This window comes from Tunturiibacter gelidiferens (assembly GCF_051013345.1).
Classification (GTDB): domain Bacteria; phylum Acidobacteriota; class Terriglobia; order Terriglobales; family Acidobacteriaceae; genus Edaphobacter; species Edaphobacter gelidiferens_A.
In genome coordinates this window covers 5,987,654-6,003,628 of record NZ_CP132939.1, presented here as the reverse complement: position 1 = coordinate 6,003,628, position 15,975 = coordinate 5,987,654, and the positions used below count along the sequence as shown (strand labels likewise).

Genomic DNA, 15,975 nt, shown 5'->3' with positions numbered 1-15,975 from the left:
AGTACGGCCCGGTCGGGGTGGGCGAGGAGGAGGATGGGTTCTTCGCAGTGGTTGACGTGGGTGACGGCGAGGCAGGGGTGGTCTTTGGTGAGGTGGACGATGCAGTTTTCGCCGGGGATGTCGGTGGCCGAGACGATGGTGTATTCGTGCCAGGGGATGGCGGGGTCGAAGGCGATTGAGGTGATGCGGCCGCGAGGGATGGTGCTGCGGACGGTGGCTCCGAACCACATGCCGGGGAGGCTGATGTCATCGACGTACTGGGCGCGGCCCATGACCTTGTCTCTGCCCTCTTTGCGGATGGGCGAGCTACCAACGATCTGGGGATGGCTGGTCATGGAGGTGTTGCATAAGAATAGACGAAGTCTGGCGGATTTCGACGAATCATTGGGGTTCGGGGTACCCCTCCCCTCGGGGTATTTTGGGAGCAAGTCGTTTTATTTGAGCGGTTTGCAGACGGATACTGGCTGCAAAAAATTCAATACAAAGGGGTTGCGTACAAAATACTTGTTTTCAATAGGATGCTAGGCGGTTCCGGTTGCGCCGGGAGAATAGCAGCCCGTACTGCCTTTCATCTTGACTCTCCGTATTCAGTATAGAAGGTTGAGAGTAACTCATGCGCCACGCGATTCCGCTGGATTGACGCGGGGTTTTGCGATTAAGGGGCTTGACAGAGATTTTCGTGGCAGGTTCGCGTTGGTTTCTGAATCGACTTGTCAGGCGACCGGTTTCTGGTCGAAGGCACGACCTACGGTTGACGATATTGGGTTGCGAGCTGACACTGGCTAAGACTCGAGTGACAGTCAAATGGGGCCAACTGTGGACGGAGGTATTCCGGTCGGCAGATATTTCAAAGAATAGGAGAGTATGCGATGTATGACATGGCGAATTTGAAGAAGCTGAGCTCACTTGGGGATGGGGCTTCGGAGGCAACGAAGGCTTTCTGGGCGTTCGATAAGGCAGCGATGGCTGAGGGGGCTATTCCTAAAAAGTACAAAGAGTTGATTGCGGTGGCGGTGGCGTTGACGACGCAGTGTCCTTACTGTCTGGAGGTGCACCGCTCCGGGGCGCAGGCTGCGGGGGCGAGTCAGGAGGAGCTGGCTGAGACGGCGTTGGTTGCTGCTGCGCTTCGTGCGGGTGCGGCGATTACGCATGCGGCTCATGTGATGGGCGGGGCGAAGAGTTAGGTGCTGCGGGTGCTCGTTGTGTGAGGCGCCGGGGTGTGGGGTGAAGCTGAACGGAAAGCGGGTTTCGACTGCGGTCGAAATGACAGTGTTCAAGAGGCTCTGTGATGGATGCGCTGAGTCTTAACGCCTTGTGGCGGGCGTGTTGGGTTGAACGGTGTCAGGGCGACCGCAGATTCCTCCGCTGCGCTGCGGAATGACAACAAAAGGACAGGCAACGACAAGGGTCACAGCGACGACAACGGCAACAAGGACACGGACCTTCGCAGCAGCAACAGCTAGGACGAGGACGACTACAGCGGAAGGGCAACGGTTCTTGGCGGGTTCTTGGTGGGTTAGTGGTGGGTGACGGTGGCGAGGGCTTGATGGGTGAAGCTGTCGTAGAAGAGTTTGTAGCCGGATTCGTTGCCGCCTTGAACCTGGAAGAGTAACTCGGAGTGCCCTTCGTGGGCGAAGTCTGCGGCGCCGGCGAGGTGCATGAGGCGGCCGAGGTGGTGAACTTCGCCCATGGGGGAGATGGCGAACCAATGGTTGACCCAGGCGTTGTCGGGTGGGCCGTCGCAGAGGTAGCCGTTGAGCGTGACCTCAAGGATGCGCCAGTTTTTGTTCGAGACGAAGGAGGAGCCGGGGGCGATCTGGTCGTCTGCGATGGTGGAGTCGTGGTAGTTCGATGGTGAGTTGCTGGTGGTTTGCGTGCAGTTCTTTGGGTGAGGGTAGAGTTTGTGGAAGGCCTGCCGGACGTTGGTGAGGTCGAGCGGGAATGGAGAGGCGGGTTGCCAGTTGTCGGGGTCGGTGAGGGTGGGGAGGGTGGTGGCGAGGATGGTGTGGGGTGGGTCGGGGCGGTCGGGCGTGGGGCGGGGTTCGAGGTGGAGTACGGCGGCGGGGTTAGTGATGGCCTGCACGCCGATCTCGGAGTAGAAGTGGTAGGCGGCGGGCGTGGTGGCGGCTACTTTCGCGACGGGTTTGCCTTGTTTGATGAGGGTCCAGGTGGTGACCAGAGGATACGCGTGGACGACGGTTTTGAGGCAGGCTTCGTCCTGACAGTTGGCGTTGTAGGAGCGCCACTCCCGGCCGGATTGGTGGAAGAGGACACGGACTCCGGGCTGGCCCTGGTTGTCGCCTCTGCCGGAGGAGGTGGACTCGAAGATGCCGATGAGGGGTCTTTGTGCTGAGGCTGTGAGGGTGGAGAGAAGCAGGAGGGTGAGGGCTGGGGGCTTCATGGTGGGGTTAGTTTACTCATGAGAGGAGACTGCGCTGCGGTCGGAATGAGGATTTTTGGGTGGTCGTGGGAGTTGGGGGAGTGGCTTAGCGAACCTGGAAGCGAGGGGTAAGAGAAGAAGCAATAGGAAGCAGCAATCGCAAAAGCAACGACAACTGCGAAACGAACCATGACGCAAAAGCAACCGCAGATCCCCTTCGGGGATGACAACAAAAGGGCAAACAACGGCAAGTGCAACCGGACAGCAAGCTCGACTGCAACCGCAGATCCCCCTCGGGGATTACAACAAAAGGGCAAACAACGGCAAGTGCAACTGCACACAGCAAGTTCGACTGCAACCGCGATCCCCTTCGGGGATGACAACAAGAACTGCGGAAGCAGCGGTGACAATAGGACTGCAAAAGCGACGGCAAGGAGGGAACGCGCGGCGGAAGGGCGGCGACATTTGCACAATCTCGTGAGGACTACACGGGTCACGAAGAATTCATCTGGCAGTCATACTGCGTTGCATTCTTCGGAGGAGTATCGCCTTGAACCTAGTTAGTTCTGTTTTAGCCAACTCTTCCGCCCAGTTCAGGAGGTTTCACCATGTCGACCGCACTGTTTCCAGTGATCTCGCGCAATGCTCTTGTTGCGTCCGCTGCCATGCTGTTCAGCGTTGCACCGGCGTTTGGCCAGGCCAGCACGCCTACCGCTGTTGATGGTTATCACGTCAGCGTCTTCGCAAGAGGGTACAAGGGGAAGTTCACAGCTCCCGACTCGATCGCCGTATACAAGGATCATGTTTATATCGGCTACGGCGATGGGAATGATCCGACGGGCGACGATGGGAAGTCGAACATGATCGTCGAATATAACCGGGCGGGGCAGATGGTTTATAGCTTTACGGTGAAGGGACACAATGATGGTCTGAAGTTGAACCCCTACACGCACAAGCTTTGGGTGATGCAGAATGAGGATGCAAATCCTAGTCTGGTGATCTTCGATCCGGATACTCGGGTGAAACAGACGGTTCCGTTTGCGGCTGCGCCCGCGGCGGGAGGCGGATATGACGACATCACGTTTCTGAAGGGCAAGACCTATCTGAGCGCTTCGAATCCGGCTCATAATCCGAACGCGGAGCCAGCGATCGTCGAGGCCAAGATTGAAGGCGGCCAGGTGGTGGTGACGCCTGTGTTGGAAGGCAATTCGACGGCAAAGAACGTCCTGACCGGGCAGCCTGTGACGTTGAACCTGCAGGATCCGGACTCGATGACGACATCGCCGACCGGAGATATCGTGCTGGATAGCCAGGGCGACTCTGAGTTGATCTTGGTGCGATATCCCGGGAGCGCGGCCCAGAGTGCACTGCAGATTCCGTTGAGCTCTCCGTATGGGCAGCCGCAGGTGGATGACACGCTGTTCGCGCCGTCGGCCGATGGATTCCTGCTGGTGTCGGATGAGCCTGCCAACGTCATCTATAAAATCACCAAGGATGTTTTTATTCCGGGCGCCGCTTACTCGGCGGGAGTTGCGGGTGCAAGCTCTGCTCCGGGATTTGTGGGACGGCTGGACCTGGAGTTTGGGCAGCTGACTCCGATTGTGAGCGGCATGCAGAGTCCGCATGGGCTTGGTTTTGTGAGCACGAATGATAAAGAAGACGAGACGAAGCTGGAGGAGATGAAGGAAGCCTGCCAGATTCTGCTTGCTAACTAGCGGGTCGGGGCGGGTTGTTGCATGGTGATGGAGGCCGCTCGGGATGATTGTGATCTGGATCCTGGCCGGACTCGCGTAGCAGGAAAATTGGCCAGAGTTTGGCAGAACAGCCGTGTGCCTTTTGCCTTATGCTGGTGGCGGCTGGAATACACAGTTTAGAAAAGGAGACGCAGATGACGACGCAGGAATTGGCCGAGAAGTTGGTGAAGATGTGCCGGGAGGGCAAATTCAAGGAGGCAACGGAGAGCCTGTACTCCGAGGAGATCGTGAGCATGGAGGCGGGAGCGCCGCCGGGACAGTCGCGCGAATCAAAGGGACTGGAGGCGGTCAAGGCAAAGGGCGAGTGGTGGGCGGCCAATCATGAGGTTCATGCGGCTACGGTGGAGGGCCCGCTGGTCGCGGGCTCCCATTTTGCATGCACCTTCAAACTGGATGTCACGTTCAAACCGGAGAACCGGCGCTTCACCCTGGAAGAGGTTGCGGTGTACAAGGTCGTAGATGGCAAGGTCGTCTACGAGGAGTTCTTCTACAACATGGGCGCTTAGCTCCTCCTGCGGCTTTGGTGTTGGTCGCTTCGCGGCGGCTGGTTAGACTATCGACGTTTGCCAGCCGCAGCTTTTCCACGGTTGGCTGCCGCTTGAGTCTTGCGGGCGGGCCGAGTGCGGGTGGGTTTCTTCTTGCTGCCCTTGCTCTTTCCACCTTTGGACGCGCCGGCGGAGGTGGAGGGGTTGACGATGGTGATGACCCTGGTGCCGATGGGGGAGCCGAGGCCGGTGCAGGCGTCCCACCCGGGGCCGGCGGTGAAGCCGGTGGGAGAGCCGGAGTAGTTGGTGCCGGAGGTGATGTCGTTGAATGCGGCTTTGCCTTTGGCGGCGTAGATGGCGGGTTGTATGAAGCCGGCGGAGGTTCCATTCTGTGCGTTGGCTACGGCGATGAGGCCGGCCCAGAGAGGCGCTACGGCGCTGGTGCCGCCGATGGGCAGGGTCTTGCCGTCGACGCGGATGATGTAGCCGGTGGAGGGGTCGGCGTCGCCTGAGACATCGGGGACGCCTCGGCCTCCGGCTGAGTTGGTGGGCGCGGGAACTCCTGCGTTGGCTTGCCACGAGGGCAGGGGAAGAAGTTGCTGACGCCGCCTCCGGTTGCGCCTTCGTTGTTGGCGATTTCGTTCCAGACGACCTCGGAGGTGATGGACGAGCCGGTGCCGATGAGCTTGGTTCCTCCACAGGCGAGGACGTGGGGGCTGGAGGCGGGGAAGTCGACGTGGTTGCTGCCGTCGGTGAGGCCGTCGGTGGAGCCGTTGTCTCCTGAGGCTACCGTGATGGTGATGCCGAGGGCGGCGGCGGACTGGCAGGCGGCGTCGAGGGCGTTGAGGGATTGGGTGGTCCAACTGGATTCTGGACCGCCCCAGCTGATGGAGATGACGCTGGGTTTGTTGGTGGTGTCGTGGACGGCGGTGGCGATGGCGTCGATGAAGCCCTGGTCGGTGTTGGGGGCGAAGTAGACGACGATGTTTGCGCCGGGGGCGACGGAGGCGGCGACCTCGATGTCGAGCATGACTTCGCCGTCGGCGCTGTTGGCGTTGCTGGGGCTGTTCTTGCCGCCGTCGACGGAGACGGTTTTGACGCTGGGCGTTTTCTGCCCGAGGGTTTTGAAGTAGGCGGTAAGGTCGGCGGTTTTGTAGCCTCCGCCTAGCTCGACGATGCCGATGGTTTGGCCTGCGGCGGAGGCGTTGGGTGGGAACTGGTAGAGCGCGGCGATTTGAGGTGGCGTGTAGGAGATGCTGGTGCCGGAGGCGTGGGGATGGGCGAAGCCTCCGGCCTGGGCGATGTTGGCGGTGAGGTCGCCGGCTTCGCCTGCGATGCGAAAGTGGGGCTGGGCCTGGGGGCGGTTGTCGAGGCCGAGGACGGCTTCGACGGGGCCGACGAGGTCGGTGGGGAGGGTGATACTGCCCTCGCGGACGCGGTAGGTGGTGCCGTCGTGAGTTTTGTGGACGAGGGTGACGCCGAAGGCCTTCTGCATGGCGGCTACGGTGCCGGTGAGCTTGATGGTGCGGCGTTCGGGGCCGGGCGTATCGGGCGCGACGGTGAGGCCGAACTCTTTGGCAAAGGTACGGACGAGTTTGACGGCGGCGGGGTCGGCTCCGTGAGTCTTTCTGTATTGCGCGTGGGTGAGGCGCTGCTTGCCGAGGCGGTTGGCGACTTTGAGGGGGTCTTGCGGCGGACGACGACCGAGACGGTGATCCTTGCCCCGGAGGGCGCGGCCTTTTCGCCGGCGGTTTGCACGAAGGCAGATTTTTCGCTGCCCGGAAGGACGGTGCGGGGGAGGCTGAGATGTGCGGAGTGGATGTTTTTTGGTTGCCATTGAGTGGTCCTCGAAATTTGGGGATGAATTTGTGTGAGGGGGCCGGATTAGTTAGGGAGTCTCGCGAAGACCAATAGTATGCCTGCTCCGTGGAGGAAGGAAGCTGTTGGAGATGAAAATTCGCGATGCCTGCGGGATAGTGCGCAGAGGCGAAGGATCGTATCGCCGTCTTCGCACGAGCGCGTGCGGGGGTGTCGCTCGATTGAGCTGGACAAATTTCGAGTTGATGTAGAGATACCGAACGGAGGGCAAAAGCAGATTCCTCCCCTTCGACTTCGCTCAGGGTGCGGAATGACAACAAAAGGGCAAGCAGGGGCAAGTGCGAGTGCGACCGCAGCTGCAACCGCAACCGCAACCGCAACCGCAAATTCCTCCGCTTCGCTGCGGAATGACAACAAAAATGCGCGGTAGAACACCTCTATCGCAACAGGAAATTTGCTTTAGAAGTGACGCAGGGGCTCAGAGGGTGTTGAGGATTTGTAGTCGGGATCGCCCGGGATGGGGTCGAGGTTGGAGCGTAGGTCGGCGCTGCGTTCGAGGGAGCGGCTGACGATGTCTCGGGAGCCCAGGCCGACAGCGAGGGCGAGGGTGAGGACAATGCCGCCGAACAGAATTCCGAAGGCGAGTTCGACGACGGCGCCGCCGATCTGCAGATGGTCGAGGACCATGGCGGCGGTGAGGACCAGGACGAGCCACTTGATGCCGAGAGAGAGAAAGCGGGCGTACTGGAGTTTGGCGTTGACGGCTCCGATGAGGACGGAGCGCTCGAGGAAGCGGGCGATGAGGGTGCCGGCGATCAGGAGGAGGACGGCTCCGATGGAGTGGGTGAGATAGGGGAGGACGAAGATGGAGATCTGGGATTCGCCGGGGAAGGCAGCGTCGAAGGCGGAGATGCCGATGAAGCAGCCGATGGCGACGCAGCCCCAGAAGACGACGCGGGCGAGGAGCGCTGTCGGGCTATGGGCGGGGACCAGTCGGAGATGGTGGCCGAGGAGTTGCGGGCGAGTCGCTCGTCGAACTTGGCGGCGGTGAGTGAGCGGCGAAGGAGTGCGGCGAGGCCCATTCCGATCGCCGTCATGATGACGAGGGCGAGTAGAAGTGCTATGAGTGCCGGGAGAAAGCTCGCCAGCTTATAGAGGACCTGCTGGGCGGATTGGCGGAGTGCCTGTTCGACTTGTTGCCACATGAGAGGGTCTCCTTACGGGTTTGCTGGCCTATTTTGATTTGCCGCTGCTCAGTAGAGATTTTGCTGAAGAGCTTTTCTCTAGGGATTGAAGCGGTCGGGCCAGCGCCAGCGCGATACGAGATAGGGTTTGTCGGTTTCAAAGGCTACGGCGAGATCCTGAATGTGCTTTTCGGGGGCGTGCCCGCGCTGATCAAGGTGAGATGAGAGGCAACCCATGCGAGATAGAGCGGGGTGAGCGCCCCGAGAAGGTGACCGCGGTTGATGGTGCGGAGGCGGTAGGCGAGGATGAAGTCGTAGACGATGCGTGCCCAGAGATTGTCGGGCATGCGGAAGTTTTCCGGTTGGAGCACGGAGAGTTTTTGAGGCCAAGGAGCGAGTTGGGCGGAAGCACGAGAGACCAGATCTCGTGAAGGTTCGTGTAGGCGAGACGGAAGGCATCAAGCATGGAGGCGGTTTCGGGTGGCTCGGCGAGGTGAGGGGTTTGCGGAAGGGCCTGTGCGGGTTGGGTGCCGCGGGCACGCTGCCAGAAGGAGGCCTTGGCGTCGACGTCGGCGAAGAGGGAGCTGGCGATGAGGGCGAGTAGGCTGTTGAGGTCGCGATTCGCGGGTTGAGGAATGGTGCGAGGGGCGACCTCTACCTCGGCGATGGTGAAGTTGGCGGTTGCTGCTTCTGCGAGCGGCCAGAGCAAGGAGTCGTCTTGTGATGTTGCAGTAAAACGTTGAGCAGTGGCGGCGAGTCGACCGGCCATTCGAAGGGAGAGGCCGAGGTCGACGGCGAGGGGTAGCGCGGGCGGGTACCGAAGAGGGCGCGGTTGACTGGGTAGAGGATTGCGGAGTTGACGAGACCTTCGCGGGGGCCAAGATCGTAGTGCGCGACGGAGAGGTCGTTGGTGAGTGTGGATTGTGCCAGAGCGCGGATGGTTTCGGGATGCAGAGACTGGCACTCGGCGCCGAGGAGAAGGCAGCTGGTGGCGCGGTTTTCCTGCGCGAGTTTATAGGTGTTGAGATAGTCGGCTGCGGTGAGGACCCAGGGGGTCGCAGAGACGGCGGTGGGGGTGTAGGGGATGAGGCGTAAGGGGCTGCCGGGTGGGAGTTGAGGCGCGGTGTCCGGGGTGGCGACCAGGACCGTGTCGTTTGGAAAAGCGAGGGCAAGGTTTGAGAGGGTGGTTTCGAAGGCCTCTTGAGAGAGGGGAACGAGGCTGACGAGCATGCTGCTGGTTGCGGTCGTCGCGGGCGTCGGGTTCATGGCGTTGGAGGTGAGGTCGATATTTGTCTGCGCGGAGGCCATCGTGCGATGTGGACTTTCTCGGTTCGGTTAGCGGCGGCTCGGGTTGTGGATATCCGCCGGAAGGTACTTATTGCCTGAAGAGGCGTTCCTGCCGTGAGTGTACTGCCGATTCTGACGCTGCGCGAGAGCAAGGGTGGCAGCGGCGAAAGATTTTTCATGGGCTCAGTTGCTCGAAGAGTAATTTCGCTGGCATACTTCATTGCCTTGCCCCGGAGTCGCGGTGTTGTGCATCTGATGGGATAAATCCATTCCTGAAAGAGATGCCGGATGTGGCGTAAGTGGTTGCAGGCGGGCTGAATGCACCGGGAAGTTGGAGGCTTTGTGGCGAAGGCGAAGAAGAAAGTCGCGGGTGACTTGCATGGGGCTGTAGACGGGGCGGCGCACGGGGCCTTACAGGGGGCGTTGCACGGATCGTTACATGGGGCGTTACATGGATCAAGGATTGAAGACTACGCCATGATCGGGGACTGCGAGACTGCGGCGCTGGTGTCGAAAGAGGGGTCGATCGACTGGTTGTGCTGGCCCACATTTTCGGGTGCCGCTTGCTTTGCTGCGCTGCTGGGGACGCGTGATCACGGCTTCTGGCAGATCGCTCCGAAGGGTAAGGTGAAGGCGACGAGGCGGGAGTATGAAGGGCACACGTTGATCGTTGAGACTACTTTTGAGACGAGAGAGGGGAGGTGTGCCTGATCGACTTTATGCCGCCGCGCGAGACGCACTCTCATGTTGTGCGGATCGTGCGTGGTATTCGCGGCAGGGTGTCGATGCAGATGGATCTGGCGATCCGGTTTGACTACGGAAGGACGATTCCCTGGGTGACGCGCACCGAGGATGGGGTGCGGGCGATCGCCGGCATGGACATGGTGACGCTGAGAACGAAGGCGCGATTGCGTGGGGAGGGGATGACGACGCGGAGCGAGTTTACGGTGCGGAAGGGCGAGACGATGAGTTTTACGCTGACTAGTTCTTCGTCTCTCGAGAAGAGTCCACCTGAACTCTCGGTGGATAAAGCGCTTGCGGAGACGCAGAGGTTCTGGAGCAAGTGGAGCCGGAAGAACGCGTACACCGGGCCTTACGCGGAGGCGGTGGAGCGTTCGCTGATTACTTTGAAGGCGATGACGTATAGACCGTCCGGGGGAATTGTGGCGGCTGTAACGACCTCTTTGCCGGAGAGGATTGGCGGGGAGCGCAACTGGGACTATCGCTATTGCTGGCTGCGGGATACGGCTTTCACTTTATTGATCCTGATGCAGGCCGGTTATGTTGAGGAGGCGGTGGAGTGGCGGAAGTGGCTGCTGCGCGCCATCGCTGGGGCACCCGATCAGGTGCAGACGATCTATGGCATCTGCGGCGAGCGACAGTTGGTGGAGTGGCAGGCAGATTGGCTGCCGGGCTATGAGAATTCGAGTCCGGTTCGGATAGGGAATGCGGCGGTGGACCAGTTTCAGTTGGACGTTTTTGGCGAGGTTTCCACTGCTCTGTCCAGGGTTCCGCAGGCTGAAGATGAGATACGTGTGTCGGCGGCTTCGGTGCAGGCGGCGCTGACCGACCATCTGTGCAAGGTGTGGCCGAACCCGGATGAAGGGATCTGGGAGGTACGCGGCGGCGCGGAGCACTTTACGCACTCGAAGGTGATGGCGTGGGTGGCTCTTGATCAGGCGATCAGGCACCACGAACAGTTTCGCGGCAAGGGTGATGTCAAGCGATGGAAGAAGAACCGCGAGATGTTGCATCGCGAGATCTGCAGGAAGGGGTTCGATAAGAAGTTGAACAGCTTTGTGCAGTCGTATGGATCAAAACAGCTCGACGCGTCGTGTCTGCGAATTGGGCTGGTGGGATTTTTGCCGATGGACGATCCGCGGATTGTTGGCACGGTGGAGGCGATCGAGAGACGGTTAATGAAGAATGGTTTTGTGGAACGGTACGAGACGAAGAAGACCAAGGATGGGCTTGCTGGAACTGAAGGAGCATTTCTGGCTTGCAGCTTCTGGCTGGTTACGAACTTGTGGCTGATCGGGCGAAAGGAAGATGCGAAGGCGATGTTTGAACGACTGCTTGCGCTGCGCAATGATGTCGGTCTCTTGTCGGAGGAGTACGATCCTGTTGGAAGGCGTATGGTGGGAAATTTCCCCCAGGCGTTCTCGCATATTGCGTTGGTTCATTCCGCTTTCGCGATGTCGGGTTTGTGGTCGCCTGAGCGGCAGGTCGCGAAAAAGGTGGATCGCCTCGAAAGAAGTAGATTGAGCTTCGTATAACGCCTATAGCCACCAGCATTCTCGCGATTTTCCAGTAGCCGGAGCTGGCTGGATCGTTCGGTTGGCGATTGGAATGCAACCTACGAGAGCTTCTGTGTCTCTAACGAGTTACCTGGATTTTTTTGTGCGGGATATCTGCGTGATTTTTACTGCCTCGTTTTCTGAACGCTACTTTCGATTGGTTGATAATGCTACGAATTCCAGGTTCTACTTACAGACTGCAACTGCATAAAGACTTCACCTTCGACGATGCGGCGAAGATAGCCGAATATCTGCATGAACTCGGGATCTCGCATGTGTACAGCTCTCCTTATCTTCAGGCTGCGCCGGGGAGTATGCATGGATATGACGTGGTCGATCATCAGAAGGTGAATAAAGAGCTGGGTGGCGCGGCGGCGCATGAACGCTTTTGCAGGAGGCTGGGTGAGGCGGGGTTGGGGCAGGTGCTGGATATCGTGCCGAACCATATGTCGCTCGGCAAGGAGAACCGCTTCTGGTGGGATGTGCTGGAGAACGGGACGTCGAGCCGGTACGCTTCGTTCTTCGATATCGACTGGCAGCCGCAGGAGGAGCGGCTGCGGGACAAGGTGCTGGTGCCGATCCTGGGAGACCAGTATGGGCGGGTGTTGCAGGCAGGCGGCATCAAGGTGGTGAGACGTGGAGTGAAGTTTCAGGTGGAGTGTTCGGGGCAGTCGCTGCCGGTGTCTCCGCAGTCGTTGCCGGTGATTTTGACTCGAGCGGCGGAGTATGCGAAGTCGGATACGCTGAGCTTTCTTGCCGCTTCGTTTGGCCGTTTGCCCGCGCCCGAATATGTAGATCGTAGGACGATTCTGGCTCGCCATCGCGACAAGGTGGTGCTATTTACGCTGCTGGAACGGCTATGCAAGGAGGAGCCGGGAGTCTTCGATGCCATGGACCGGGCTATGGCGGATTTGAATGAGAACCTGGATGCTCTGGATGATTTTTTGAATCAGCAGAACTACCGGTTGGCCTATTGGAAGACGGCGGATCAGCAGCTGAGCTATCGGCGATTCTTTGATGTGAACACACTGATTGGTCTGCGGGTGGAGCGCGAGTATGTGTTCGAAGAGACGCATGCGCTGGTGGTGGATTGGTTGAAGCGCGGTGTATTGGATGGTTTGCGGGTGGATCATCCGGATGGTTTGCGTGATCCGAAGGAGTACTTCAAACGGCTGCGAGAGCATGCTCCGGATGCGTGGGTGATCGGAGAAAAGATTCTTGAGCCCGGCGAGTTTCTGCGGGAAGACTGGCCGATTGAAGGCACCAGTGGCTATGACTTTTTGAATGTTGTTGCGGGTGTGCTGGTGGCTCCCGAGGGGATGATGGAGTTGAGTTCGGTGTATGCGGATTTTACGGAGCAGCCCACGGACTTTCATGCGATTGCGCATGAGAAGAAGATCAACGTTTCGCAGGAGGCCCTGGGCAGCGATGTAAATCGGCTGACGTCGATCTTCGTGGAGATATGCGAGGCGAATCGTGACCGGCGCGACTACACGAGGGCCGAGGTGAGGCGCGCGATTCGCGAGGTGGCGGCGTGCTTTGCGATCTATCGGACGTATGTTGTGCCGGAGCGCGAGGAGATTACGGAGGAAGATCGCGAGTACATTACGCAGGCTGCGGAGTGCGCGAAGGAGAAGCGGCAGGATATCGATGGAGGGCTCTTCGACTTTCTTCGGGATGTGTTGACGATGGAGGTGAAGGGGAAGCTGGAGAGCGAGTTCTTGCTGAGGTTCCAGCAGTTCACGGGGCCGGTGATGGCGAAGGGCGTGGAGGACACGGCGTTTTATTGCTTCAACCGGTTGACGGGAATGAATGAGGTGGGGAGTGATCCGGGGCGCAATGGATTGAGCGTTGAGGAGTTTCATTCGTATTGCAGGAAGATGCAGGAGACGCATCCTTGCACGATGACTACGCTGTCGACGCATGACACCAAGCGCAGCGATGATGTGAGGGCGCGGTTGGCGGTGCTGTCGGAGATACCGGGAAAGTTTGGTGCGGCGATACAGCGCTGGTCACGGATGAACAATGCGTTTCGCGCACGCAAGCCTGGGGTGGATCCTTTGCCGGACCGGAATACGGAGTACTTCTACTATCAGACATTGATTGGAGCCTGGCCGCTCCCGATGGATCGCGCGCAGGCCTATATGTTGAAGGCGATGCGCGAGGCGAAGCAGCAGACGACCTGGGTGGCGAACAATAAAGAGTTTGAAGACGCGCTGAATTTATTCATTGAATTTACTTATAGCTATGCTCCGTTTCAGCGAGAGTTGCAGCAGTTTGTGGAGAGGATTCTGGAAGCAGGCCGCGTGAATTCGCTGGTGCAGACGCTGTTGAAGTACACCGCTCCGGGTGTGCCGGATCTTTACCAGGGAACAGAGATCTGGGATTTGAGCCTTGTGGATCCGGATAATCGGAGGCCGGTGGACTATGCGTTGCGGCAGCGGTTGCTGCATGAGTTGAAACAGATGAACGGCAGCGATGCGGCGGCGCAGGTGATGGCAAAGGCTGAGGAAGGGCTGCCGAAGATGTGGACAATCCATAAGGCGCTTCAACTGAGACGTGAGAGGCCGAAGTCGTTTGGTGCGGAGGCCGACTATGTACCGTTGATGGTGGATGGAGCGAAGCATGACCACGTGATTGCGTATCTGCGGGGCGAGGATGTGGTGACGATGGCGCCGCGGCTGACTTTGAAGCTCGACGGAGCATGGAAGGACACAGTGGTGACATTGCCGGAAGGACGATGGAGAAATCGTCTGACGGGAGTGACTGTCGAGGGTGGCGAGATCGAAATCAAAGGGTTGCTGAAGGATTTTCCGGTGGCGCTACTGGCGCGCGAAGATGTCGGGGGAGAGCGCTGATGCATGAGTTCACGGTTTGGGCGCCTGGGGCGTCGAAGATTGGCGTGAAGATTGGTGATGTTACGCACCCAATGAACGGGCCTGACGAGCGCGGATGGTGGCGTGCTTCCGTGGAGCAGGCGGGACCGGGGACCGATTATGGGTTTGTGATCGGAGACGATCCAAAGGCCTGGCCTGATCCGAGGTCGGAGTGGCAGCCGGATGGAGTGCATGGACTGTCGCGGGTGTATGACCAGAGAGCTTTCAAGTGGAGTGATAGAGGGTGGAATTCGCTTGCGCTTGCGCATGCAGTGATCTATGAGCTGCATGTGGGAACGTTTACGCCGCAGGGGACTTTCGATTCGGCGATAGAGAAGCTTGGATATTTAGTGGAGCTTGGCATTACGCATGTGGAGTTGATGCCGGTGGCTGCGTTTCCCGGTGGGCAGGGGTGGGGGTACGACGGGGCTGCGCTGTTTGCGGTGACCGAACAGTATGGTGGGCCGGATGGGTTGAAGCGGCTGGTGGATGCCTGCCATGCGCGTGGGCTCGCGGTGTTGCTGGATGTGGTTTATAACCACTTTGGACCGGTGGGGAACTACTCGGGAAAGTATGGACCGTACATCACCGAGAGACACCACACTCCCTGGGGAGGGGCGATCAACTTTGAAGGCGAAGGAAGCGACGAGGTGCGGAGGTTTTTCTGCGACAACGCGCTGATGTGGATGAGGGATTATCACATCGATGGACTTCGTCTGGATGCGGTGCATGAGTATGTCGACCGGTCGGCGATTCATTTTATGGAGCAGCTGTCGTCTGAGGTGAAGACGTTGTCTGCGAAGGTGGGACGACGGCTTGTGTTGATTGCCGAGAGTGATCTGAACGATCCCCGAGTTGTTACTCCTGCGAGCAACGGCGGATACGGGATGGATGCGCAGTGGAGCGATGATTTTCATCATGCGTTGTTTACGGTGCTGACGAACGAAGGAACGGGGAAGGGATACTACTCGGACTTCGGCACGTTGGAGAAGCTGGCGAAGTCTCTCGCGAAGAACTTTGTACAGGACGGGAGCTACTCGAAGTATCGGAGGCGATCGCATGGGCGCCCGGCCGATGAGTTGTCGCCGCATCATTTTTTGGGATACATCCAGAATCACGACCAGGTGGGCAATCGGGCGGTTGGCGACAGGGTAGATCAGACGGTCGGATTCGACCGCGCGAAGGTGGCGGCGTCGATCGTGATGACGGCGCCATTTATTCCGATGATCTTTCAAGGCGAGGAGTATGCCGCGTCGACTCCGTTTCAATACTTCGCGGACCATGAGGATCCAGAGATGGCGAAGTCGGTAAAGAACGGGCGTCGAGGCGAGTTTGCGGCGTTCGGATGGAACCCGGAGGACATTCCTGATCCGGAAGATGTTGAGACGTTTCTGCGTTCGAAGTTGAATTGGGAGGAGGTTGAGCAAGGGCGCCATGGGGAGATGTTGGATTGGTACCGGAGACTGATTCAGTTGCGGCACGGATCTGTGGCGTTGAACGACGGCGCGGTGGGACACGTGAAGGCGACCTTCGATGAGAAGCGGCGTTGGCTGATGTTCGAGCGGGGCGTGGTGATGGTGATGTGCAATTTGGGATCGGAGAAGGTGGAGCTTCCGTGTGTAAAGAGGGCTGCCTTGTTGCTGGCTTCGAAGGATGGGGTCGTGGTCAGGGGTGGTTCTGTGGAGTTGCCTGCGGAGAGCGCGGCGATCCTCTCGAGTGAGACGATCAGGTAGCCGTCCTAGAGGGAGCTTGTTCCGTTCGATCCTGGATTTGAATCGGATCCGTTAGGTGCGGAGGTCTTCGCCATGAGTGTTATTGTCCCAAGTTGAGTCACTTATGAGAGACTGACGGGCGATAGTTCCGCGGGCAGGGAACCACAAAGCGTTTAGCATGG

General features: G+C 59.1%; 14 protein-coding genes and 1 pseudogene. 9 read left to right on the top strand and 6 right to left on the bottom strand.

The window, feature by feature from the left end; translation table 11 throughout:
* Nucleotides 1-14 precede the first annotated feature (14 nt).
* A pseudogene (locus RBB80_RS30340) lies at nucleotides 15-230 on the bottom strand (hypothetical protein); the annotation flags it as partial.
* A 639-nt stretch (nucleotides 231-869) separates the two neighbouring features.
* Here RBB80_RS30340 and RBB80_RS30335 point away from each other — a divergent pair.
* Nucleotides 870-1,184 carry a carboxymuconolactone decarboxylase family protein gene (locus tag RBB80_RS30335; RefSeq protein WP_433965849.1) on the top strand — a complete coding sequence of 105 codons (315 nt, stop codon included), beginning with the start codon at nucleotides 870-872 and terminating at the stop codon, nucleotides 1,182-1,184.
* Between the two features lie 332 nt (nucleotides 1,185-1,516).
* Here the strand turns inward: RBB80_RS30335 and RBB80_RS30330 are convergent, their stop codons facing one another.
* Nucleotides 1,517-2,401 carry a hypothetical protein gene (locus RBB80_RS30330; protein ID WP_433965848.1) on the bottom strand — a complete coding sequence of 295 codons (885 nt, stop codon included), beginning with the start codon at nucleotides 2,399-2,401 and terminating at the stop codon, nucleotides 1,517-1,519.
* A 587-nt stretch (nucleotides 2,402-2,988) separates the two neighbouring features.
* Here RBB80_RS30330 and RBB80_RS30325 point away from each other — a divergent pair.
* From RBB80_RS30325 to RBB80_RS30315, 3 genes are all read left to right on the top strand, one after another.
* Nucleotides 2,989-4,095: a hypothetical protein gene (locus RBB80_RS30325; RefSeq protein WP_433965847.1), complete on the top strand. Its 1,107-nt coding sequence runs from the start codon at nucleotides 2,989-2,991 to the stop codon at nucleotides 4,093-4,095.
* Nucleotides 4,096-4,268: 173 nt separating this feature from the next.
* Nucleotides 4,269-4,640, top strand: coding sequence for a SnoaL-like domain-containing protein (locus RBB80_RS30320; protein WP_433965846.1), 372 nt, complete (start codon nucleotides 4,269-4,271; stop codon nucleotides 4,638-4,640).
* Nucleotides 4,641-4,660: 20 nt separating this feature from the next.
* Entirely contained in the window at nucleotides 4,661-5,131 is a 471-nt protein-coding gene (locus tag RBB80_RS30315) for a hypothetical protein (protein ID WP_433965845.1), read from the top strand.
* Here the strand turns inward: RBB80_RS30315 and RBB80_RS30310 are convergent.
* Nucleotides 5,050-6,456 carry a S53 family peptidase gene (locus tag RBB80_RS30310; protein ID WP_433965844.1) on the bottom strand — a complete coding sequence of 469 codons (1,407 nt, stop codon included), beginning with the start codon at nucleotides 6,454-6,456 and terminating at the stop codon, nucleotides 5,050-5,052. The genes RBB80_RS30315 and RBB80_RS30310 overlap by 82 nt on opposite strands.
* Nucleotides 6,457-6,896: 440 nt before the next feature.
* Complete coding sequence (locus RBB80_RS30305) at nucleotides 6,897-7,124, bottom strand: hypothetical protein (protein WP_433965843.1); 228 nt, start codon at nucleotides 7,122-7,124, stop codon at nucleotides 6,897-6,899.
* On the opposite strand from RBB80_RS30305, the gene RBB80_RS30300 reads away from it, so the two are divergent.
* Nucleotides 7,110-7,592, top strand: a complete 483-nt coding sequence (locus RBB80_RS30300; RefSeq protein ID WP_433965842.1) for a hypothetical protein — start codon at nucleotides 7,110-7,112, stop codon at nucleotides 7,590-7,592. The genes RBB80_RS30305 and RBB80_RS30300 overlap by 15 nt on opposite strands.
* Before the next feature lie 240 nt (nucleotides 7,593-7,832).
* On the opposite strand, the gene RBB80_RS30295 is transcribed toward RBB80_RS30300, so the two are convergent.
* Both RBB80_RS30295 and RBB80_RS30290 read right to left on the bottom strand, forming a co-directional pair.
* Nucleotides 7,833-8,330, bottom strand: coding sequence for a hypothetical protein (locus RBB80_RS30295; RefSeq protein WP_433965841.1), 498 nt, complete (start codon nucleotides 8,328-8,330; stop codon nucleotides 7,833-7,835).
* Complete coding sequence (locus tag RBB80_RS30290) at nucleotides 8,276-8,929, bottom strand: hypothetical protein (RefSeq protein WP_433965840.1); 654 nt, start codon at nucleotides 8,927-8,929, stop codon at nucleotides 8,276-8,278. Before RBB80_RS30290 ends, RBB80_RS30295 begins: the two co-directional genes overlap by 55 nt.
* Nucleotides 8,930-9,226: 297 nt before the next feature.
* On the opposite strand from RBB80_RS30290, the gene RBB80_RS30285 reads away from it, so the two are divergent.
* The 4 genes from RBB80_RS30285 (at nucleotide 9,227) to treZ (ending at nucleotide 15,814) form a co-directional block, all read left to right on the top strand.
* Nucleotides 9,227-9,619 carry a trehalase-like domain-containing protein gene (locus tag RBB80_RS30285; RefSeq protein WP_433965839.1) on the top strand — a complete coding sequence of 131 codons (393 nt, stop codon included), beginning with the start codon at nucleotides 9,227-9,229 and terminating at the stop codon, nucleotides 9,617-9,619.
* A complete protein-coding gene (locus RBB80_RS30280; RefSeq protein ID WP_433965838.1) occupies nucleotides 9,610-11,184 on the top strand; it encodes a glycoside hydrolase family 15 protein in 1,575 nt (524 codons plus the stop codon). The genes RBB80_RS30285 and RBB80_RS30280 overlap by 10 nt, the downstream gene beginning before the upstream one ends.
* A gap of 188 nt (nucleotides 11,185-11,372) precedes the next feature.
* Nucleotides 11,373-14,063 (top strand): malto-oligosyltrehalose synthase, encoded by a 2,691-nt coding sequence (treY, locus tag RBB80_RS30275; protein WP_433965837.1) that lies wholly within the window; start codon nucleotides 11,373-11,375, stop codon nucleotides 14,061-14,063.
* Nucleotides 14,063-15,814: a malto-oligosyltrehalose trehalohydrolase gene (gene treZ, locus RBB80_RS30270; protein WP_433965836.1), complete on the top strand. Its 1,752-nt coding sequence runs from the start codon at nucleotides 14,063-14,065 to the stop codon at nucleotides 15,812-15,814. Before treY ends, treZ begins: the two co-directional genes overlap by 1 nt.
* The last annotated feature ends 161 nt before the right edge of the window (nucleotides 15,815-15,975 follow it).